The following is a 21,846-nucleotide window of genomic DNA, read 5'->3' on the forward strand; positions in this document are numbered from 1 at the left end:
AACACTGGACTGGAAAACACCCGCCGAAGCCCTCGACGAACTACTCTCCAACCCGTCCACACCGACCGCTGTTGCATAGAGCGCTAGAAACCGCCCCGCGAAATGGGCAGTTTTACGTCTGTTCGCTGCTTGGGGGTGGGCCCACGCGCAGGGAACTAGACCACCCACACTGCGGTGTTCGGTGGCAGCCTGCCGTCGACCAACGGCCCGCTGGTCAACAGCACCTCGCCGTCGGGCAAAGCCATCGGGTGCTCGCCGGCGTTGAGCGCGCACACCAGTCCGCCGCTGATCCGGAACACAACGCCGTCGGTGGGCGAGTCCAACCACGTCACCGTCCTGCCGCCGAATTCGGATCTGCTGCGGCGTAACTCGAACGCCTGCCGGAAGAACGAGAGTGTCGACCGGTGGTCGGTAAGCTGTTTTTCCACCGTCAACGCGGCCCACTGCGGCGGAATCGGCAGCCAAGTATCCGGATTCGACGAAAAGCCGAACGGGGGAGTGTCGCCGTCCCACGGCATCGGCACACGCGACGCATCGCGACCGCGGCGGGTGTGCCCGGACCGGGTCCACACCGGATCGCGCAATGCCTCGTCGGGCAGGTCGACATTGGGCAGGCCGAGTTCCTCGCCGTTGTAGATGAACACCGCGCCGGGCAACGCGAGCATCACCAACGCCATCGCCCGCGCACGGGCCAGCCCAACGGGCCCGTCACCGTAGCGTGTCGGCTCCCGGTCGACGTCGTGGTTGGCCAGCGTCCACGTCGGCACGGCGTCCACCAACGCGGCTGCGGTCATCGAGTTCTCCACGGCCCCGCGGATCTCGTCGGCATCGAACTCCGCGCGCAGTAGCCGGAAGTTGAAGCCGAGGTGCAATTCGTCGTCGCGAACGTAGCGGGAGAACTGCTCGTTGTCGTAGACCCACACCTCGCCGATGGCCACGGCGTCCGGATAGTCGTCGAACACCCGTCGGATCTGACGGTGGATCTCGTGCACACCGTCGTTGTTGAACCGTGGGTCGTCGTCCATGTCGGCCAGCAGCATCTCGGCCGTGATGACCTCCATGTCTGGCAGCCCCGGCGGCTTGGCCATGCCGTGCGCGACGTCGATGCGGAAGCCGTCGATGCCGCGCTCCAGCCAGAACCGCAGCGTCTTCTCCAGGTCATCGAATACTTCGGGATTGTCCCAATTGAGGTCTGGCTGCTCTGCGTCGAACAGGTGCAGGTACCACTGGCCGGGACTGCCGTCGGCTTCGATGACGCGAGTCCACGCGGGGCCGCCGAATATCGAGACCCAATTGTTCGGCGGGTGAATGCCGCCGGGGCCGGTGCCGTCGCGGAAGATGTAGCGCGCACGCTGGTCGCTGCCCGGGCTGGCGGCCAACGCCGCCTGGAACCACGGATGCTGCGAGCTGGTGTGGTTGGGCACCAGGTCCATGGTCACCTTGATGCCCCGCCGGTGCGCGGCGTCGGTCAACCGATCGAGTGCGTCGATGCCGCCGAACAGCGGGTCCACGTCGCGAGGATCGGCGACGTCGTAGCCGTTGTCGGCCATCGGCGAAACCATCACCGGGTTCAGCCAGATGGCGTCCACGCCGAGCGCGTCGAGGTAATCCAGCTTGGCGGTGACACCGTCGAGATCGCCGACGCCGTCGCCGTCACTGTCAAGAAACGACCTCGGATACACCTGATAGAACAGCGCATGCGACCACCAGGGTGTGCTCATCAGAACGGAGAGTTCACCATCGAGTGGGCCGCCATTTCCAGATAGTTGAGCAGGTTCGCGCGATGTTCGTCGTCGAGCGTCTGCGAGTCGATCTCCGCGACGGCCGTGTGCATGCAGCGCAGCCACGCGTCACGCTCGAGGTAGCCGATCTTGAACGGGGCGTGCCGCATGCGCAGCCGGGGATGCCCGCGCCGGTCGGAGTAAGTCCGCGGGCCGCCCCAGTACTGCTCGAGGAACATCCGCAAGCGCTCTTCGGCGGCGTCCAGTTCGTCCTCGGGGTAGAGCGGTAGCAGAATTTCGTCCTCACGGACCAGTTGGTAGAACCGCGCCACGATCTTGTGAAACGTGTCGTGGCCACCGACTTCGTCGTAGAACGAGCGCTGCGCAGCTGTCACACGCTCCATTGTCCCCATGGCCGACGCCCGCCCGCCAATCGGTGACGTCACGCAGAGTTCACCAGAGTGACCAGCGAACACGGGCAGAATTGTCGTGCGATTGTCCCCAATCCGTGGTGGACTGTCGGTCGGAGGACGTATGGCGCAGCGCAAGAAAGGTCGCGGCCACCGGCACCACCAGGCCGCGACGGGCATATCCGGGCCCGCAGTTAGCCACGCGCCATCGCGCGCTCTGCACAGTGTCGACACCGCCCACCCGCCCAGTACCAACGAGGCCTCGATCTGGGGCCGCCGACGCGTGCTGCTGCTGAACTCCACCTACGAACCGTTGACCGCTCTGCCCATGCGGCGGGCGGTCATCATGCTGATGTGCGGCAAAGCCTCCGTGGTGCACGACGACCCGAACGGTCCGGTGATCCACTCGGCCACCAGGTCGATCGTGGTGCCGTCGGTGATCCGGTTGCATTCCTACGTGCGGGTGCCCTACCGGGCACGCATCCCGATGACACGTGCCGCGCTGATGCATCGCGACCGGTTCCGCTGCGCCTACTGCGGCGGCAAGGCTGACACCGTCGACCACGTGGTGCCGCGCAGCCGCGGTGGCGACCATTCCTGGGAGAACTGCGTGGCGGCGTGCTCGACGTGCAATCACCGCAAGGCCGACCGGCTGCTGGCCGAGCTGGGCTGGACCCTGCGCGCGCTCCCCGTCCCTCCGAAGGGGCAGCATTGGCGGCTGTTGTCCTCGGTCAAGGAACTCGACCCGGCATGGGTGAGATACCTGGGTGAGGGCGCGGCCTAGTCGGTGATATCGGTCACCCTGCCCTTTCCGGCGGCCGGTTCCCCCTCTTCGCGCGAGCGCTCATCGCGGCCTGCGATAGGGTTTGCGACGTGAGCACCGCACTGACTCATTCCCTCCTCGGGGGCGTTCCGCTGCTTGTACTGCTGGTATTGATCGCTCTGATCTACGGCGTCGGCAAGGGCCGCAAGGGCCCGCACCCGCAGACCTACGAATTGACCGAGCCGTGGACGCACGAGCCGATTCTGTGGGCGTCCGACGAACCGGCCGAGCACGGCCACGGAAGCCATGGCTCGCATGGCGTCACGATTGGAGGCGGCGCAAGTGGCAAGTGGTGAAGTCTCGACCGTCGGATCGGCCCTTCCGGCTCAACTGCCGCACGGGTTCGTCGTCACCAACAGCGGTCGGATCTCCGGCGTCACCGAGCCCGGTGAACTGTCAGTCATCTACCCGTTCCCCGTCAAGGATCTGGTGGTGCTCGACGACGCGCTGAAGTACGGCTCGCGCTACGCCAAGGCCCGCTTCGCGGTGTACGTCGGCGACCTCGGTGCCGACACCGCGGCCACGGCAAGGGCCATCCTGGCCAAGGTGGCCACCCCGAACAACGCTGTGCTGCTGGCGGTTTCGCCCAACCAACGCGCAATCGAGGTGGTCTACGGCGCCGATGTGCAGGGCCGCGGCATCGAGGAGTCCGCGCCGCTGGGTGTGTCGGCCGCCGCCGCGTCGTTCAAGGAGGGCAACCTGATGGACGGCCTGATCAGCGCCGTCCGGGTGCTCAGCGCGGGCGTCTCAGCCCGCTGACGTAATAGCGCGAAAGTGCGTGTTTGCACACGACACGCCGGGGTTTCGTGGCAGTTTGCGCACGCTCGCGGTGCATACGCTCCGTGAATGGCGGTTAGCAGAACTCGCAGAGCCCGAGCGGCGCGGAAGCGCAAGCGTCGGTTGGACGCCGTCGTCAATGACCTCACGGCTGAACAATGGACGGCGATTCAGGCCGCGTGGAGCGGCTGCGCCTACTGCGGCGCCTCTGACGGACCGTTTCAGCGTGACTGCGTCATGGCGATCTCGCGAGGTGGGCGGTACACGCTCGACAACGTGGTGCCCGCGTGCGCGTCCTGCAACACCAGCAAGTGCAATGAAGAAGTCACCACGTGGCTGCGCCGAAAGCGCCTCGACGAGCGCGCTTTCTTGATGCGCTACATGCAAATCCGTGCGGCATTGGCCCGGTAGACACCGACGAGCGTGCGTGAAATACCCGCCTAACACGGCGTGTCGGCGTGCAGACACGCACGCTCGGCGTAGTCGGGTAAGTCAAGTGAGTCAGGTGATGTCGAAGGCGCGCGCTCGTAAGGCGCGCTCGATGCCCGCGCGGCCCTCGACCACCAGCCGCCGCAGCGGCGGTGGCACGTCGGCTTCGGCCAGGAACCGGTCGGCGGCATCGAGGCCGGCCTTGCTGACGTCCCACGCCGGGTACAGCCCGATCACCACCGTCTGCGCCACCTCACTCGAACGCCGCTGCCACACCCCGGAGATCGCGCCGAAGTACTTGGCGCTGAACGGGTTCAGCAACTCTTCCTGACTCGGCCGCACGAAACCGCCGATGATCGAGCGCGCGGTGATGTTGGGCAGCGTGTCGTCTTCGATGACCTGCTGCCACGCCGCCTCCTTCACCGCGGGCTGCGGTCGGGCTGCCGCGGCCGCGGCAGCGTGCCGCTTGCCCGCCGCGGTCGGGTCCCGCTGCGCCTCGCCGTCGATGAACGGTGTGTCGGTCCCGTCGGCGTCGACCTTGCCCGCCGCAGCGAGTGCGGTGACAATGCGCCAGCGCAGGTCGGTGTCGACCTCGAGGCCTGCCAGGCCTTGCATGGTCGGGTCGGCGTCCAGCAGCGCCCGCAGCACATCGGTGTGCCGGTCGGACAGCACCGACCCGCACAGCGCGTTGATGTAGGCGAGTTGATGGTCGGAGCCGGGCTCGGCGCCGCGGGCCAACTCCAGCAGTCGATCGGCGAAGGCGGGCCAGCCCTCGGCGCGCGCCCACCCGGGTTCGGCGTATGCGCTGAGCGCGGTCTGCGCCTGCAGCAGCAGCCGCTGCGCGACACCGACCTCGGTTTCGGCGTGCACGCCGCCTGCGACCAGAGCCACGAAGTCACGTGCGCGAAGCTCGGCTTCCCTTGTCATCTCCCACGCCGCCGACCACGCCAGCGTGCGGGGCAGCGGATCGGCGATGTCCGCGATGCGGGTGAGCGCCGTCTGCAACGACTCCGGATCCAGCCGCAGCGAGCAGTACGTCAGGTCGTCGTCGTTGACCAGAATCAGCTTGCCGCGTGAAACGCCTTGCAACGCGGGCACATCCGTGGTCGCGCCCTCGACGTCGAGTTCCTCGCGGTGGATGCGGACCAGCTTGCCGCTGCCTTCAGAAACATCGTCGTCGTAGATACCGACGGCGAGCCGGTGCACTCTCGTTTCGCCGGCCCCGGGCTGCGCCCCGCTCTGCGTGATCGCGAACCGAGTGAACCGTCCGTCCCCATCGAGATCGAAGTCCGGGCGCAGCGTGTTCAGGCCGGTGGTCTTGAGCCACTGCTGCCCCCAGCCGGACAGGTCGCGGCCCGACGCCTTCTCCAGCGCGCCGAGCAGATCACCGAAGGTGGCGTTGGCGAAGGCGTGGTCGCGGAAGTAGTCCCGCAGCCCTGAGAGGAATTCCTCGAGGCCGACGTAGGCCACGAGTTGCTTGAGCACGCTGGCGCCCTTGGCGTAGGTGATGCCGTCGAAATTCACCTCGACCGCGGCCAGGTCCGGGATGTCGGCGGCCACCGGATGTGTCGACGGTAACTGGTCCTGCCGGTAGGCCCACGACTTCTCCACGTTCGCGAACGTCGTCCACGCCTCGGTGAACTCGGTGGCCTCGGCCTGGCACAGCACCGAGGCGAAGGTGGCGAACGACTCGTTGAGCCACAGGTCGTCCCACCACTGCATCGTGACGAGGTCGCCGAACCACATGTGCGCCATCTCGTGCAGCACCGTCTCCGCGCGCCGTTCGTACGATGCGCGGGTGACCTTGCTCCGGAAGACGTAGTCCTCGAGGAACGTCACCGCGCCGGCGTTTTCCATCGCGCCCGCGTTGAATTCGGGCACGAACAGCTGGTCGTACTTGCCGAACGCGTATGGCACGCCGAAGTTGTTGTGGTAGAAGCCGAATCCTTGTTTGGTCTGGGTGAACAGCCGGTCGGCGTCCATGAACTCGGCCAGCGACGTACGGCAGAACAGGCCGAGCGGAATGTCGCCGTGGTCGTCGCTGTAGGTGTCGTCCCATCGGGCGTACGGGCCTGCGATCAACGCCACCAGGTAGGTGCTCATCCGCGGTGTGACGGCGAAGGCGTGCCGTTTGGCCGCTCCGTCATCCTCGACGCCTGACACCGCGCCGTTGGAGATGACTTCCCAGTGCGACGGCGCGGTGACGGTGACGTCGAACGTCCCCTTCAAATCGGGTTGGTCGAAGCATGCGAACATCCGCTTGGCGTCTGCGGTTTCGAACTGCGAGTACAGGTAGACCTCGCCGTCGACTGGGTCGACGAAGCGGTGTAGCCCCTCACCGGTGTTGGAGTACCGGCAGTCGGCGTCGACGACGACGGTGTTGCGGCCCTCGAGCCCCGCCAGCGGGATGCCGGTCGACTCGTCGTAGCCGGACACATCGATATCGCGACCGTTAAGCGTCGCGCTGCGGATCGATTCGGCGGCGATGTCGATGTAGGTATCGGCGCCGGCGAGGGCGTCGAACTCCACGGTCGTCACCGAACGGAACGTGTTCTCGCTCGGTTTGCCTTCCCCGTCGGTGAGGTCGAGGACGATGCGATAACTGTCGACGGTGACGAGCGCGGCGCGTTCGACGGCCTGCTCGCGAGTCAGATTGGGAAGTGCCACGCGTCCAACTTATCGGCCGCGCGGTCACGCGGCCCACTACAGCCCGGGGATGTTCAGCCCGCTCAGTTGGTTGAGGAACGTCCCGTTGCCGATCGAGGTCATCATCGACGGGCAGTACATCGAGATCGCGATCCCGGTGAAGAATGCCGCCATGTCGGGATTGATGCCGTTGTGGGACACGGTGGAATACACCGACGCCAGGTTCTTCCCAGGTTCGACCAGCATCGGGCAGATGGACTGGCCGAGCTGTTCGGTGCCCGATGGATCGTTGAAGCCGATGCCGGCGTTGGTCAGTGCATTGAGGAACGAATTGTCGGTGACGGGGTCGGCGGATGCCGGCGCTGCGAGTGTTATTGCCGTCGCGGCGCCGACCAAGGTCGCGGTCAGACTTCGTTTCGCTTTAATCACAAGAGAAACACTGATTCACAACGGTCACATCGACAACACGCTTGGATAACCTTTTGCACACTATGCGTGTCCTGTGGGGCGACTTTTCGGCCTACATGGCAGTGGGAACACCTGGCTCAGGCGCGCGGTTGTGCTGTACGGATTCCTGACCTACTACCCGAGAGGACCACACACTAATGGCTGAGAAGTCGGTTGCAGGTTTCTGGTTCGACCCGCTGTGCCCGTGGTGCTGGATCACGTCGCGCTGGATTCTCGAGGTCGAGAAGGTCCGCGATATCGAGGTCAACTTCCACGTGATGAGCCTGGCGGTGCTCAACGAGGGCCGCGATCTGCCCGAGGACTACAAAAAGGGACTTGCTGCGGCGTTGCGGCCGGTCCGGGTAGCCATCGCCGCCGAACAGGCGAAGGGCCCCGAGATTCTGGCGCCCCTGTACACCGCGATGGGCACCCGGATCCACAACCAGGGCTATCGAGAGCACGACCCCGACTACTCGAAGGTGATCAAGGAGTCGCTCGAGGAGGTCGGCCTGCCTGCTGAATTGGCAGAGGCCGCCGACACCGACAAGTACGACGAGGCGCTGCGCAAGAGCCACCATGAGGGCATGGACGCTGTCGGCGACGATGTCGGCACCCCCACCATCCACGTCAACGGTGTGGCGTTCTTCGGCCCCGTGCTGTCGCGGATTCCGCGCGGTGAAGAAGCCGGCAAGCTGTGGGACGCGTCGGTGACGTTCGCTTCGTATCCGCACTTCTGGGAACTCAAGCGCACCAGAACTGAGGCGCCAGAGTTCGACTGACGTCTATGACTCTGCGCTGAGGGCGACGGCCTCTCGCACTTTGTCGCCGTCAGCGCAGAGTCAACCGGCGAAGCCTTTGTTTGTCCCTGTTTGTCCAAATCGCCGTGGACGCCCGAAAAGCGTTGGTGCAGGGCGGCATATCGATGGATGCCGCATTGTTCAGCCCGGACCGCAAGCTGCTCGGCAGCGGCCAACCCCCAGTTCCAGGACCGGTGACATCGTCGGTGTTCATCAAGGAGCGGCTTGACGCCATCACCGTCGGCGAGCCGCGTCTGCCACAATGGCCGCCATGCGCGTCTACTTGGGCTCTGACCACGCCGGCTTCGAACTCAAGCAGGCCGTGATCGAGCATCTCCGAGACTCCGGCCACGAGCCGATCGACTGCGGTGCGTACGTCTACGACGCCGAGGACGACTATCCCGCGTTCTGCATCGCTGCCGCGGAGAAGACGGTGGCGGATGCGGGCAGCCTCGGCATCGTGATCGGTGGTTCGGGCAATGGCGAGCAGATCGCGGCGAACAAGGTGCCTGGTGTGCGCTGCGCGCTGGCGTGGAGCGTGGAGACCGCGACACTGGCCCGCGAACACAACAACGCCCAGGTGATGGGCATCGGCGGACGCATGCACACCGTCGAGCAGGCAAAGCAGATCATCGACGCGTTCCTGGCCGCCGAGTGGTCGAAAGCCGAACGACATCAACGCCGGATCGACATCCTGGCCGAATACGAGAAGACGCACGTCGCGCCGCCGGTGCCGGGCGCACCCGCCTGAGGATGCCCGAAGGCCACACGCTGCACCGGCTGGCCCGGCTGCATCAGCGCCGGTTCGGTCGCGCGCCGGTGATGGTGTCCAGCCCGCAGGGCAGGTTCGTCGACGGAGCGGCATCGGTAAACGGGCGGGTGCTGAAGAAGGCCACCGCCTGGGGCAAGCACCTGTTCCACCACTACGAGGGCGGTCGCGTGGTGCACGTCCACCTCGGCCTGTACGGCACCTTCACCGAGATGCCGATACCGCTGCCGCTGCCGGTCGGCCAAGTGCGGATGCGGATGATCGGCACCGAATATGGCACCGATCTGCGGGGCCCTACGGTGTGCGAGGTGATCGAGGAGCCCGAGGTATCCGAAGTGGTGGCCAGACTCGGGCCCGATCCGTTGCGGCGCGACGCCGACGGATCGCTGGCATGGGCGCGAATCACCAAGTCTCGCAGGCCGATCGGTGCACTGTTGATGGACCAGACGGTGATCGCCGGAGTGGGCAACGTGTACCGCAACGAACTGCTGTTCCGGCACCGCATCGATCCGTATCGCCTTGGCACGCGCATCGACGAGGCCGAGTTCGACGCGATGTGGACCGATCTCGTCGAGCTGATGAAGATCGGGCTGCGGCGGGGAAAGATCATCGTGGTGCGTCCCGAGGACGACCACGGTCTGCCGTCGTACGCGCCCGGTCGTCCGCGTACGTATGTCTACCGCAGGGCGGGAGAGCCGTGCCGGATATGCGGCACCACGATTCGCACCGCGGAACTCGAGGGCCGCAATCTGTTCTGGTGTCCGACAGACCAGACGTAGATCGGCAGGCAGCGCGAACCCGATGACTCGGCGACAATCGCCGAGTGGAACTGATCCTGGTAGTCGTCGGCGCCATCGTGGTGACGGCCATCGCGCATCGGCGCGGGCTGGAACCTGCACTCGTGCTCGTCGTGGTCGGATTCGCGGTGTCATTCGCGCCCGAATTCGAAGGCGTCGAGCTGGAATCAGAAGTGCTGTTGTCCGTGGTGCTGCCGCCGCTGCTTTACTCTGCCGCGCTTGATTTTTCGTTCCCCACGTTCTTGCGCAACATCCGGCCCATCCTCGGCCTCGGCGTCGGCCTGGTCGTCGTCACCGCTGTCGTAGTCGCTGGTGTCGCGTCGTGGTTGGTGCCGTCGCTGACATTCGCGACCGCGTTGATACTCGGCGCGGTGGTGGCGCCGCCCGATGCCGTCACCGCTGTCGCGGTTGGCCGAAAACTCGGCTTGCCCAAGAAGGTGATGGCGATCCTGACCGGCGAGAGTCTGGTCAACGACGCAGCGGCGCTGTCGTTGTTCTCGATTTCGGTGGCGCATGTCGCCGGCACCGAGGCGTTCATCGCCAACCCGCTGCTGCTGTTCGCCTACAGCGCCGTCGTGGGCTCAGCGCTCGGCGCGGCACTGGGCTACATCACGCTGTGGATCCGGCGCAGGCTCGCGCATCCGGGACTGGAAACGATCCAGGGTCTGGTGGTGCCGTTCGCCGCGTTCATTTCGGCCGAACACCTTCACGCGTCGGGCGTGCTGGCGGTCGTGGTGGCGGGCTTCGTCGTCGGTCATGGGTCGCTTGACGCGGGCTATCAGACCCGGTTGCAGGAGCGGTATGTGTGGAACTCCGTCGATGTGATGCTGGAGGCGTTCGTGTTCGCCTACATCGGACTGCAATTGCGGTTCGTCCTGGAGGATCTCCGCGAGGCTCACGAGTCGCTGACCGAGGTCGTGTTGGCATCTGGTGTTGTGCTGACGGTGGTGCTGCTGATCCGGCCCGCATGTGTGTTCTTGATGTTCGGACGAGGCCTGCTGTCGCGTCATGTCGAGTCACGGCTCAGCGTGCCCGTTCCGGTCGGCGGTGCGCGCGGCGCGCTCGGCACCCGAAAACGCCTGACCCGCAAGTGGTCTGCGATGATCGATCGCCGCCTGCTGACGTGGCAGGAGAACGTCGTCGTCTCGTGGACGGGCATGCGTGGCGTGGTGACGCTGGCCGCGGCGTCGGGTATCCCGGTGCTGACCACCGCCGGCCAGCCGTTCCCCGAACGAGCGACGATTCAGGCCATCGCCTTCGCGGTCAGCGTCGGCACTCTGCTCCTGCAGGGCTGGACACTGCCGTTGCTGATCCGTTGGCTCGGGCCGTCTTTCGAAGCAGACCGAGTCCTCGACGACGCCGAGACCCGCAAAGCCGAGCAGATCGTGCACATCGCCGCGGACGACGTGCTGGCGAAGTTCGCCGCTGACCCGCCCGCCGGCCTCGACGCCGCGACGGTGGCCGGCATCAGGTCGACCATCGCGCGGCACTCTCAGGACGCCGACGAGATGCCTGATCCCGAGTCGCACACGTGGCGCGCGGAAGTCTTCTCCCAGCTCTACCGGGACGTGCTTGCCGCGCAACGCAGCGCGCTGATCGCGGAACGCGACGGTGGACGCATCGAGGAAGAGGCGGCGCGAGCCATGCTCGAGCGGTTGGACTTACAAGAGGCCGGGGTGTCCGCGCGGCTGGACAGCCGCATCTAGCGCTCAGAAATCGCCGAAGCCGCCGAAGTCGCCGCCGCCGAAATCGCCGAAGCCCCCGCCGTCGAAGCCGCCGCCGTCACCGCTGTACCCGTCGAAGCCACTCGCATCGGCGCCTCCGCCGTCGTAGCCCCCGCCGTCATAGCCGCCGCCGTCCTGCCCCGCTCCGAACCCGTCGGAGAAGCCGTCGCCGTAGCCGTTCTCGAAACCCTGTGCGCCGTAATCGACTCCGTGCATGCCGTCGAACAGCGCATCGAACAACAGCACCGACCCCAGGCCCCACGCACCTGCCACCAGAGCGGGCTTCCACCACGGCTCCGAGTACCAGCCGGCAGGCACCGGACGGCCGGCAACCCGACCGCCGGGATAGTAGTTCGGTGTGCGCTGCGACGGCGACGGCGACGCCTCGATCTCGCGACCCTCGAAGTCGACGCGCCGATCTTCGGTCACGGTGCCCGCCGATTGTTGCCCGGCCAGCGACTCCAACTCCGGTCCTGGGTCCATGCCCATTGCGGTGCGCGCGGCGCGCACGTAATACAGGCCCTCGACCGCACTTTCCTTGGCCAGCGCCGCCTGTCGCACGCTGGTGGCCTGCTCGATCTGTGACGAGGCCGCGGTGTAGCGCTCCGACGCATCGGCCATCGCCTGCTTGGCGGCGTCGTTGGTGCCGGTCACGTTCAGCACCTGGCCGCCGAGCCGTTCGATGAGCCGACGCGCGTCGGCCTTCGCGTCGGCCAACGATGCCGCATTGCGCCTACCCGACGCCTTCGACGAGCTGTACATTGCCAGCGCGATAGCGGCGATGACAACGATGATCAGGACGAGCAAGACGCCGTTCATGGCGTCCAGCGTACCGACAGGAAACCGGACGGCAGTCAGTCGCGCTTTACGCCCAGAGCGGAGTAAACCTCGTCGGAGAGCACCACGCTGCGCGGGTCGGCGTTGCACTTCGTGGCGTCGAAGCGATTCATCACGTACGCATATCCGATGCCGTGTTCGAGGTCGACGAACGCGTACGAGCCACCCGATCCGCCATGGCCGAACGTCCGCCGGTTCGGGCCCGCAACGCCGCGCTGATTGAGCATGTAGCCGAGGCCCCACCCGTGATCGGCGACCCGTGCCCCCAACACCACGTCCGTGTCGAAGCCACCCTGCGACACCCGGACCCGCTCCATGTGCTCACGCGACAACAGCTTGCCTTGCGCCAGCGCGTTGTAGAACGTCGCCATGCCGAGCGCCGTCACATGCGCGTTGGTCGCGGGAAATTCGAGTGTCCGCCACCTCTCCAATGCGTTCGAGCCCAACTCGTCGTCGGGGACGAATCCCATCGCCACCGCAAGGCCGGCCATCGGATGCTCGGCCAGCGACTCTGGATGCTCGGGCGCCTCGCCGTCGGCCAGAACATCGCGGATGTGCGGCTTGTTGATCATCTCGGCGCAGCGGCGGTGCTCAGCGGCGGGCAGGCCGATGTGGACGTCGATGCCGAGCGGCTCGGCGATTTCGGTGCGCAGATATTGCCCGATGGTGCGGCCGGTCACCCGGCGGATCACCTCGCCGAGGATGAAGCCGAACGTCACCATGTGATAGCCCTGCGCAGTGCCCGGCTCCCACCACGGCTCGGCGGCGGCGATGCGTGCGCATACCGCGTCCCAAACCGCGGCGTCGGCCCAGTGCATCCGATTACGCGGCCCGATGACCCCGGACCGGTGACCGAGCACCATCGCGATGGTGATGTGCTGCTTGCCGGCCCTGCCGAACTGCGGCCAATAGCGGGCCACGGGCGCGTTCAGGTCAAGCTCGCCGCGGTCGGCCAGCAGGTGAACGCACGTGCTCGTCAGGCCCTTCGAGCCGGAGTAGATGCTGGCCAGGGTGTCCGCGCGCCATGGACGGTCACCTGCGGCGTCGGCGTAGCCGCCCCACAGGTTGACGACGAGGTCACCCTCGACCCAGACCGCCACTGCGGCGCCGACGTCGTCGCGGTCGGTGAAATTCGACGCGAATTTCTCGCGTACCCGCTCGAATCCAGCAGCGCACATCCCATCGATGGGAGCTGCGGGTCTGTCGAGCATTGGGTGAAGCCTACGGACGGACCCTTCAAGGATCGGTCGCAGTTGAGCATCGTTATGGCCACGGTTACGGCGGCGCACCTCGTGGATAAAGCAGTGTTGGCAACGCGTCGGTGTCAGTACCATCAGTTCCCCAGGGGGTGGACACGTGGCAGACGATGCGCTGATAGGCGAGTTGTCGGCTGCGGTAAAACGACACCCTGACTCGTTGGAACTACGGCTACACCTCGCGGAACTCCTGCTGGAGGCGGGTCGACACGCAGAAGCGCTGTCGCACTGCAGCATTGCGCTCACGCACGACTCCTCGAACGCCGCCGCGCTGGCACTACTGCAGCGGTGCAGCGCCGCAATGTCGGCACAGTCGGTCGACAAGGCGACGTTCGACTGGTCGGCCGCCGAAGAACAGGTGGCCGACATCATCGAGCCCGCGTTCGTCGATGGCGGTGGCGAACCCGACGTCGAAAGCGAACATGACGTCGATGTGCTTGCCCCGAGTGACGTCAAGCTGGCCGACGTCGCTGGGATGAAGGACGTCAAGGACCGGCTGGAGGTCTCGCTGCTGGGGCCCATCCGCAACCCGCAATTGATGCGGGCCTACAAGATTTCTGCGCGCGGCGGGCTGCTGCTGTACGGGCCGCCGGGATGCGGTAAGACGTTCCTGGCAAGGGCGGTGTCCGGTGAGCTCGATGCGAACTTCTATCCGATCGGCATCTCCGATGTGCTCGACCGTTGGCTGGGCAGCAGCGAAAGGGCCGTCCACGAGATTTTCGAGGTGGCTCGACGCAATGCGCCCTGCGTGTTGTTCTTCGACGAAATCGACGCGCTCGGGATGCGTCGCGCCAACTTGCGCGGCGATTCCGGGCACCGAACGGTGGTCAATGCGCTTCTCGCCGAGATGGATCCGGCGACTTCGGACAACACCGGTGTTTACGTGCTCGGCGCGACAAACGCGCCGTGGGACGCCGACTCGGCACTGCGCCGGCCAGGACGTTTCGACCGGGTGATCTTTGTCGGACTGCCCGATGAAGAAGCGCGCGCCGAGATCGTCCGATTCCACCTACACGACCGTCCCGTTGCCGGCGTCGACCTGAGGGCGATAGCGGGCCGTACGGATGGTTTCACCGGTGCGGACCTCGCCCATATCTGCGACACCGCAACCCAGTTGGCGTTGGCCGACTCTGCGCGGTCAGGTCAGGTGCGTCCCATATCGATGGACGACATCTCCGCGGCCATGACCCAGATACGGCCGAGCGCGGGCGAGTGGTTCGACGTCGCGCGCAACGTGGTCGAATTCGGCAATCGCGACGGTACCTACGATGACCTGGCAAAGTACATGCAGCGCAGAAAGTTTCGATGATGTCAGAGGATGATGTCGTCACCGCGATCGTCATGGCCGGCCGCTACATGGAAGCCAGGAATTACCGGCGCGCCGAGGAACTGCTGCGCTCCGCGCTGGCGCACAACCCGCACAACGCAAGTCTGTTGACCGAGCTGGCACGCGCCCAGCACTTCCGCGGCGACAATGCCGCCGCGGAACGCAGCGCCTGCGACGCGCTGGCACTCGAACCCGACAACGCCCTTGCGATGCGGGTATACGCGTCGGTCCTCGTCGAACTCGGTCGACAGCGCGAGGGGCTCCACTGGGCGCGCAAGTGCGTCGACGCCGCGCCGCTCGATCACTTCTCGCACTACGAGTACGCCCGGTTGCTGGCCGCCTCCGGACTGGCCGCCGACGCTCTGCCGGTGGCCGCCGAGATGTTGCGTCGTACGCCCGACGACGCCGATGCGCACGACCTGATGGGTGTGGTCCTCGGCATGCTGGGACGACGCGCCGAGTCGACGGCCGAACACGAAAAGGCGCTGCAATTGCAGCCTGGCCACGCACGGGCGCTGGCCAACCTTGCGGTGAACCGGGCGAACAGCAGGAACCTCTCCGGTGCGCTTGCCGGGTTCACTGAGGCCGGACGGCTGGACCCGCATCTCGGCGACGAGGTCCGCCGCAACATCACCGCCACCGTGCGGCAGTGGCTGAGCTGGACGACCATCGCGGCGTGGGTGGCGCTGTGGATCCTGCTCAGGTTCGACGAACACGCGGATGCGGCGCGCATCGTCGCGGCCATTGGCGCCGTCGTCTTGGTGGTCATGTTCGGCTGGCTGGCGCGCCATCTGCCCCGTCCGTTGTGGGGGCCGCTGCTGCGCCAACGTGACTACCGGTCGCTGAAAATGTATCTCGCGCTTGGCATTCTGGTGCTCGTGGTGATGGGCGTGTACGCGCTGGGCGTGCCGCTCAATCACATGGTTCTGGCGGGCACGCTGCTGTTGACGGTGGTGGTGTCATGGCTCGCACCGCGGTTCGACCAGGAGTGGTTGGACAAGGTGGACCGCGAAAAACACTGACCATCAGCTCATGTCGGCGTGACAGCCGACGGGTCCGCAGTCGGCAGCATGAGTTCGATGATCGATACCATCAGCACGCCACCCGGCGGAATCACCGTCGCGTACAGTCCCGCCGAGCCGACCAGTTGCAGCGTGACGGAGTCGCCAGGGCGCATCGTGTACGACACCGGCTCCAGCGGCAGCAGGTCAACCGTGTGCGTCTTGCCGTCCAGTGTCACGGGTATCGGCGTGGCGAGATTGCTGAGCACCAAACCTGTTCTGTTGTCCACGAGTTGGGCATAGACATGTGTGCTAATACCCGTGCCGGAGTAGGTCAGTGAAATCTTCGGCGCACCAACGACATACGTGATCGTCGTGGCGGCCGCTGTCTTCAGGTTCAGCGCGTATGGAGCCGTGAAGGCCAACGGCACGAATGGAATTCCCGAGCCACCCAGGTAGGGAATCAACGGCAACGTGCGCTGTTGGCTGCTCGAGGTGACGAGCGGCGTGCCCGCGGCCACCGGATACGTGTTGGACGAATACCACTGCCCGCGTTGGTCGACCCACTCGAATTGCAGCCCCGTCGGCACAGGCAGGCCCATCACGTAGCGGTCCAACCACTCCAGCGTGCGCCGCTGGATCAGCGCGCCGTCGCGGAGATCGAGTGGATTGTTCAGGCAGACACCGTGCCCGCCGCAGAACCACACCACCTTGGTCGGCACGCCGTTGGCCCTCAAGGTCTGCGCGGTGGCATCGGACTGCTGCGTCGAGAAGATCGTGTCGGCGGTGCCCTGGATGAGCAGTGTCGGCGCGGTGATCTTGCTGATGTCGGGGTTGCGCGCGTTCAAGATGGCGATGTCGCTCGGAAGCATCGTTCCCGTGAGGGCGCCGTAGATCGCGACCGGCAGAATCCGCGGATGGATCTGGCCGGCGGTCAGCAGCATCACCACTGTCAGCGGTGTGGCCCAACTGCTCCTGAACGCCGTGTTCTTGTACAGCGTGGTGGTCAGGTTGTTGTAGGTGATCGCGGGAACGATCGCGTCGATCCGATGATCATTCGCGGCGGCCACCAGTTGGATCCCCCCGCCGTACGACACGCCGACCATGCCGATCCGCGGATCGCCGGGGGCGTCGAGGCGCGCCTCCGGTTGGTCGGCGATCCAGGTGATGATGGCTGAGACGTCGCGGCCCTCGAATTCGGGGGAGTTGAGTTCCAGTCGGCCGCCGGAATTCCATTCGCCGCGGGGATCCCACGTAACAACGTTGTAGCCGGCGTGCCGCAAGGTGCCGACACTCATCATGCCCGTTGCGTCGGTCAGCACGGCGTCCAGCGGGGTTCCGTTGATGCTCGTCGAACCGGGCATCCCCAGCCCGGGCCCGTTCAGCACCGTGGGCGCCTGCTGTCCGGGACGAAGGCCGCTCGCGGGTATGAAATGGACGTAGATCAGCGTGCCGTCCGCCGACACCACCTTGACGTCACGCGCGCCCGACCCGACGGGGTAGCCGACGAACGGGTGCAGGGCATCGCCGAGGACCGGGATCTGGTGGATGATCGCGACGATCGGGGTGAAGGCGACCGGTCCGATGACCGGTATCTGCTGAAGGAAAGCCAGCGGTGCGATCTGCGGAATGGCGACGACGGGCGTGACCGCCGCCGCGGCGGGCGTCGACGCCGTCGTCAGGCTGGTGGTCGCCGGGTCGGCGGGTTTGTCGATGCTCACCGAGGTGGTCAGCGACTCGCGTCGTGCCGCCGCCGCCAGGGTCCACACCGCGGGTGCCTCGAGCGGCGACGCGGGCGCGTTGTCAGCGTCGGGGTGCAGCAGCGCGTCGAATGCCTTCGCGACGGCAACCGTCACCACCTGGGCGGGGTCGTCCCGTTTGGTGGCCGTCGACGTTTTGGGCGCCGCGGGCGCCACCGCTGCGGTCTGCACCGCCTGTGACGCGATCGGGGTGTCCGGGGTGTTGACTGTGTTGACGATGGCGGCCTTGAGTTCCTCGGCGGTGTCGGCCATCGCGGCGGGCTTGGGCGTTTTGGTGCTGACGGCGGCATCCGCGGGATGCCTGGTCTTGGGAGTCGCGGTGGTCGAAGGCCGCGGACCCTTGGTTCCCTTCTTGGGCCTGGGTTTTTTGACGTCGGTGTCGAAATCCGGTGTGGTTTTGGGTGTTTCCGCGTTGGGTGTGTCCGTGTGGCTCTCGGTCCGCTGGTCGCCCGGCGTCGATTCCGCCGAACTCGTCTTGTCGGTCGACGTTGTGGTCGATCCGTCCGGCGTATCGGCCGACGCCACACCATGGCCGGCTACGACGGCGGACCCGATGCCCAGCGCGACGGCCAACGCACCGAGTTGATGCGACACCATGGACCTTCTCCCCTCGGTCACGCGTACGCGCACTCGGCGCGACATTAACGCGAGCAGGGCGCTAGAGGTTGAGAAGTCACATACTGCTTACTCATACGCGCAATTGCGCTGCGGTTGAAAGCTCTTCACCGGCCCTCATGATGGCGTGCAGCACCGCTTGTCGTCCGTCGGTCGCCTCTCGCACAGCCTGGCCGAGGATGAACACGATCCAGTCGGGAATGAGATCGATCGACGGGTCGGAAGCGGCGAACACCCGGAGTCCCGTCATCGCGTTGTCGACTACCCCGATCGGGGCGGCGGCGGTGGCCCGCAGAATCGCCAGCGTGGAGTCGGCGACCTGCTCCGCGATCCTCAGCGACCGCTGCAGCGACCAGGCGCCGGATGCACCAGATTCCGCCTGAGGCGGAAGCGGAACGGCGTACGCCGTGGCTACGTCATCGATCAGGTTGGCCAACGCGCCGAGAATCAAGCCACGCTGTTCGGCCACTTCGTCCTTGAGAAGGACCTGCACCAGGTCGAGTGCGTCCAACGCGGCGGGACCGTCGGGACTGATTGCCGCCTGCAGCAATGCGAGCGCCGTGTCGACGAGGACATTGGCGATCTCCGCCGGTGCCTTGAGCACGGTGGCGGTGAAGGGAATGACATTGGAGGCCAGCGCGGCCGCCACGGAGACCGCCCGGATCGTCTCGGCGGCGACGACGTCGGTGACGGCGTTGAGCACTGGTGCGGCGGCAAACGCGGTCATGCTGATGAATCCGCTTGTCAGGTGCGCGGCCACCGCCGGGATTCGCAATGGGTTCGCGGCCATCTTTGCAACGGCGTCGAGAACATCCGAATGTAGCTGGGCCGCTGCCGCGGCCAGAATTCCCGCCGATGCGGTGAACGCGCCTACAAGGCGTTCGGCGTTCGCGCGCTGCGACAGGTAGATCTGCGGGGGGATCGACCACGGGTCTGGAGTGCCCGGCGCGACGTATTCGTCGTACGCCACCGCGTATGTCGTGGCGGTTGCCGGTGTCACGATGGTGTGGGTGGGCAGGTCTCCGTCTGACCAGGATCCGAACACCAGTTTCCTGCCGTTGACGAATTGCGATGAGACGGCGCCGATTACACGCTCCACGCCGACGACCGCCGTTTCGGTGTACGTGCCCTTGTGGGGCACGCCGTCGATTGTGTAGACCGCGTCGGGGTCGTTCGAAGTGAATTGCAGTTGGACGAGATTGGGGTTCACCGTGATCGACTTGCTTGTCGACAGACCAGAACTGTCGGTGACGGTGAGGATGATCTCATACCGCGTCGTGTCGACGTTGTGCGCGTCGCGGGGGATGGTGATGCTGCCGCAGGTTCCCGTGATGTCGTCGACGAACGGATGGATGTGATCGGCGTGGCGGAACAACACTTTCCAGTGGTAGGCACTGGGGTCGAGCGCGCCGTCGTCGGTGTCCGAGGCCGTCGCGGTGAAGGTGATGGTGTCGCCGGCGTTGTATTTCGGCTGGCTGACCGTAAGGGTGTCGATCGTGGGCGCGATGCTGCCGACGACGATCTGGCGGGTCGCCTGGTTGGTCTTTCCTCCGGCGTCCGTCACGGTCAGCGTGACGAGATACGAACCGTTCTGAGTGTAGGTCCAGGTGGGGGTGATCGCGGTCGAGGTGTCCGCGTCCCCGCCGTCGCCGAAGTCCCAAAGATAGCTCAGCGCAGAGCTTTCCGGGTCGCTGGAACCGGTGCCGGAGAACTGCACGGCCAGGTCGGCGTAACCGCTGTCCGGAGTCGCGGAGATCACCGCCGTGGGTGCCCGATTGCCGCCGGATGGCGCGATGACGGAAAGCTCGCCGCGATAGTCGAGTTGATAGATGTTCCCGTCGGATCCCTGTAACAACTGCAACACGATGCCGGCCTGATCGTCGAACGTTTCGGTGTCGATCAGGCTGGTGAAGTTCTTGTCGAAGGTCAGCATCTTGATCCAGCCGAGGGTGTAATCCGAGATGAACACCCGGTTCCGGTACTGCTCGCCCAACGCGTCACTGGTGTAGAAAAGGACTGAGGTGATGGCGCCGGCCCTGGCCGGCAACCCGGTGTGCGGGTAGGCGTAGATGGGATTGACGAAAGAGCAACTGCTGCAATTGCCTTCGGCGAGGGGCCACCCGTAGTTGGCGCCCGCCGAGACGAGGTCGAGTTCTTCCCAGTCGGCGCTGCCGACATCGCCGACAAGCAGTTTGCCTTCGGGGGTGAACGTGAACCTGAACGGGTTGCGGAACCCGTATGCGTAGATCTCCGGTCGGGCGCCGGGTGTGTTGATGAACGGGTTGCCCGCCGCGGCTTTGAGGGTCTCCGGATCGATGCGAATGATCTTGCCGTGCAGGTTCGAAAGATCCTGGGCGTTCGGGGCGTAGTCGTTCTCGCCCGTCGACCAGTACAGCATGTGGTCGACGGGCCCGAACCGGATTGTGCCTCCGTGGTGGATGAGGTTGGGCTCGCTGAACTCGAGGATGACCCGTTCGGCTTGCAGAGAATGCAAATCGTCGCTGAAGGTGAGCCGGGACAACCGGTTGACGTTGGTGCCTGCGGCGTTGACCGTGGTGTAGGACGCGTAGATGTAGTGGTTGGTTGCGAAGTTGGGGTCGACTTCGATGCCGCCTATTCCGCGTTCGCCGCCCGAACTGGTCGGCAGCGTGATCACCGTCTCGGTGTGGCCGTCGTGATAGAGCTTGATCGCGCCGTTCTTCTCGGCGATCAGAATGCCGCCATCGTTCGGCAGGAACCGGAAATCCAGTGGCTGGTCGAGTCCCGACACCAGGACGGTGCGTTCCAAGTCGGCGGGCAGGCCCGACGCCGCGGCGAGCGTCGCTTGGGCGGTGGTGACGGTGGCGGTCTTGGTGGAAGCGTCAAGGCCGAACTGCCTGCGCACCCATGCCATCAACCCCCACAGCAGCGGTGACTCGGGTGGTGATGTGGGGCCGGGTCCGAGCAGCGGCGCCAGCGCCACGTTGAGCAACTTGACCGCGGTCTGGAGCACCGTGGCCGGGGCCATCCGCAGATCGGGGACCAGCTTCGGCGCCGGGGTCGGGGTGGGCGCGACGACAGCGGCGGTGATCGCCATTGGGAGCGCTGTCTCGGCGGCGACGCTTTCCGTCACAGGCGTGTTGCCCGCCGGCTGCGGGGCGTCGACTTCACGGTTGTCGGAGATGTCCGATTCGTTACTCGTGCCGAGTTGAGTTGTGTTGGAACGGGTTTCCGGCGTGGCCGCGATCCGCAACAGGTGTGGCGTCTCTTTGCGGGTCTTCTTGTCGGCCGGGATGACCGGTCGTTTCCTGTCGTCCGGATCGGGGTCGTCAGTGTCGCCTTCGGAGTCCGAAGGCTTGGCTTCGTCGTCCGGTGCGGACGTCACCGCGCCGCCGGAGGACCGCACGATCACGCCGTTGTCGAGTGTCGCTTCCGTCTCGGTGGGCGAGGCCGACGGCGCCGGGTCGACGGGCTGTTTCTCCGAATCGTCGGATTTCGTATCTGACGCCGACGCGTCCGATTTCGAAGGAGCTGGGGACTCAGGCGAGTCCGACCCAGTCGTCGCGGACGACGACGGTTCGCTGGTCGAGGTCGACGGCGGATCTTCGGCCCGCGCCACCGAGGGGGTGGTCACGGTCCAACTGCCGATACCGAGCGCCACTGCGAGTGCGCCTACTCGACCGATGCATTTCGCGTGCGTGCCTGTCACGACGACCCCCGGAGAACACCGA

At 65.9% G+C, this 21,846-nt stretch carries 18 protein-coding genes; 10 read left to right on the plus strand and 8 right to left on the minus strand.

Annotated elements, in window-relative coordinates; genetic code table 11:
• Positions 1 to 155: 155 nt before the first annotated feature.
• Both ACGFK1_RS25125 and ACGFK1_RS25130 read right to left on the minus strand, forming a co-directional pair.
• Complete coding sequence (locus ACGFK1_RS25125; protein WP_393435812.1) at positions 156 to 1,721, minus strand: alpha-amylase family glycosyl hydrolase; 1,566 nt, start codon at positions 1,719 to 1,721, stop codon at positions 156 to 158.
• Positions 1,721 to 2,125: a globin gene (locus tag ACGFK1_RS25130; RefSeq protein ID WP_393436292.1), complete on the minus strand. Its 405-nt coding sequence runs from the start codon at positions 2,123 to 2,125 to the stop codon at positions 1,721 to 1,723. The genes ACGFK1_RS25125 and ACGFK1_RS25130 overlap by 1 nt, the downstream gene beginning before the upstream one ends.
• Positions 2,126 to 2,255: 130 nt before the next feature.
• Between ACGFK1_RS25130 and ACGFK1_RS25135 the strand changes: the two genes are divergently transcribed.
• From ACGFK1_RS25135 to ACGFK1_RS25150, 4 genes are all read left to right on the plus strand, one after another.
• Positions 2,256 to 2,915 carry an HNH endonuclease gene (locus ACGFK1_RS25135; protein ID WP_393435815.1) on the plus strand — a complete coding sequence of 220 codons (660 nt, stop codon included), beginning with the start codon at positions 2,256 to 2,258 and terminating at the stop codon, positions 2,913 to 2,915.
• An 89-nt stretch (positions 2,916 to 3,004) separates the two neighbouring features.
• A complete protein-coding gene (locus tag ACGFK1_RS25140) occupies positions 3,005 to 3,250 on the plus strand; it encodes a hypothetical protein (protein WP_393435818.1) in 246 nt (81 codons plus the stop codon).
• Complete coding sequence (locus ACGFK1_RS25145) at positions 3,237 to 3,713, plus strand: DUF5130 domain-containing protein (protein WP_393435821.1); 477 nt, start codon at positions 3,237 to 3,239, stop codon at positions 3,711 to 3,713. Before ACGFK1_RS25140 ends, ACGFK1_RS25145 begins: the two co-directional genes overlap by 14 nt.
• An 87-nt stretch (positions 3,714 to 3,800) precedes the next feature.
• Entirely contained in the window at positions 3,801 to 4,142 is a 342-nt protein-coding gene (locus tag ACGFK1_RS25150) for an HNH endonuclease (protein WP_393435824.1), read from the plus strand.
• A 90-nt stretch (positions 4,143 to 4,232) separates the two neighbouring features.
• Here ACGFK1_RS25150 and pepN read toward each other — a convergent pair whose 3' ends face one another.
• Complete coding sequence (pepN, locus tag ACGFK1_RS25155) at positions 4,233 to 6,827, minus strand: aminopeptidase N (RefSeq protein ID WP_393435828.1); 2,595 nt, start codon at positions 6,825 to 6,827, stop codon at positions 4,233 to 4,235.
• A 36-nt stretch (positions 6,828 to 6,863) separates the two neighbouring features.
• The gene (locus ACGFK1_RS25160; protein WP_393435833.1) at positions 6,864 to 7,235 is read right to left on the minus strand and encodes a DUF732 domain-containing protein; all 372 of its coding nucleotides are present in this window, start codon (positions 7,233 to 7,235) and stop codon (positions 6,864 to 6,866) included.
• 176 nt (positions 7,236 to 7,411) lie between these two features.
• Here ACGFK1_RS25160 and ACGFK1_RS25165 point away from each other — a divergent pair, with 176 nt between their 5' ends.
• The 4 genes from ACGFK1_RS25165 to ACGFK1_RS25180 all read left to right on the plus strand — a co-directional run bounded on the left by ACGFK1_RS25165 (position 7,412) and on the right by ACGFK1_RS25180 (position 11,322).
• Entirely contained in the window at positions 7,412 to 8,032 is a 621-nt protein-coding gene (locus ACGFK1_RS25165; protein WP_393435836.1) for a DsbA family protein, read from the plus strand.
• 289 nt (positions 8,033 to 8,321) lie between these two features.
• Entirely contained in the window at positions 8,322 to 8,801 is a 480-nt protein-coding gene (locus ACGFK1_RS25170) for a ribose-5-phosphate isomerase (RefSeq protein ID WP_393435839.1), read from the plus strand.
• A 2-nt stretch (positions 8,802 to 8,803) separates the two neighbouring features.
• A complete protein-coding gene (locus tag ACGFK1_RS25175) occupies positions 8,804 to 9,598 on the plus strand; it encodes an Fpg/Nei family DNA glycosylase (protein ID WP_393435842.1) in 795 nt (264 codons plus the stop codon).
• Between the two features lie 44 nt (positions 9,599 to 9,642).
• Entirely contained in the window at positions 9,643 to 11,322 is a 1,680-nt protein-coding gene (locus tag ACGFK1_RS25180) for a cation:proton antiporter (RefSeq protein WP_393435845.1), read from the plus strand.
• Positions 11,323 to 11,325: 3 nt separating this feature from the next.
• Here ACGFK1_RS25180 and ACGFK1_RS25185 read toward each other — a convergent pair whose 3' ends face one another.
• A complete protein-coding gene (locus ACGFK1_RS25185; RefSeq protein WP_393435848.1) occupies positions 11,326 to 12,159 on the minus strand; it encodes a DUF1542 domain-containing protein in 834 nt (277 codons plus the stop codon).
• A 35-nt stretch (positions 12,160 to 12,194) separates the two neighbouring features.
• Positions 12,195 to 13,388 (minus strand): serine hydrolase domain-containing protein, encoded by a 1,194-nt coding sequence (locus ACGFK1_RS25190; protein WP_393435850.1) that lies wholly within the window; start codon positions 13,386 to 13,388, stop codon positions 12,195 to 12,197.
• Between the two features lie 145 nt (positions 13,389 to 13,533).
• On the opposite strand from ACGFK1_RS25190, the gene ACGFK1_RS25195 reads away from it, so the two are divergent.
• Both ACGFK1_RS25195 and ACGFK1_RS25200 read left to right on the plus strand, forming a co-directional pair.
• Positions 13,534 to 14,742 carry an ATP-binding protein gene (locus ACGFK1_RS25195; RefSeq protein ID WP_393435852.1) on the plus strand — a complete coding sequence of 403 codons (1,209 nt, stop codon included), beginning with the start codon at positions 13,534 to 13,536 and terminating at the stop codon, positions 14,740 to 14,742.
• Positions 14,742 to 15,782: a tetratricopeptide repeat protein gene (locus ACGFK1_RS25200; protein ID WP_393435855.1), complete on the plus strand. Its 1,041-nt coding sequence runs from the start codon at positions 14,742 to 14,744 to the stop codon at positions 15,780 to 15,782. Before ACGFK1_RS25195 ends, ACGFK1_RS25200 begins: the two co-directional genes overlap by 1 nt.
• A gap of 8 nt (positions 15,783 to 15,790) precedes the next feature.
• On the opposite strand, the gene ACGFK1_RS25205 is transcribed toward ACGFK1_RS25200, so the two are convergent.
• Together ACGFK1_RS25205 and ACGFK1_RS25210 are read right to left on the minus strand one after the other, a co-directional pair.
• The gene (locus ACGFK1_RS25205) at positions 15,791 to 18,118 is read right to left on the minus strand and encodes a CocE/NonD family hydrolase (protein ID WP_393435858.1); all 2,328 of its coding nucleotides are present in this window, start codon (positions 18,116 to 18,118) and stop codon (positions 15,791 to 15,793) included.
• 91 nt (positions 18,119 to 18,209) lie between these two features.
• Positions 18,210 to 21,824, minus strand: coding sequence for a PQQ-dependent sugar dehydrogenase (locus tag ACGFK1_RS25210; RefSeq protein ID WP_393435861.1), 3,615 nt, complete (start codon positions 21,822 to 21,824; stop codon positions 18,210 to 18,212).
• Positions 21,825 to 21,846 lie beyond the last annotated feature (22 nt).

The sequence above is a fragment of the Mycobacterium sp. NPDC048908 genome (genome assembly GCF_043197955.1).
Taxonomy (GTDB): domain Bacteria; phylum Actinomycetota; class Actinomycetes; order Mycobacteriales; family Mycobacteriaceae; genus Mycobacterium.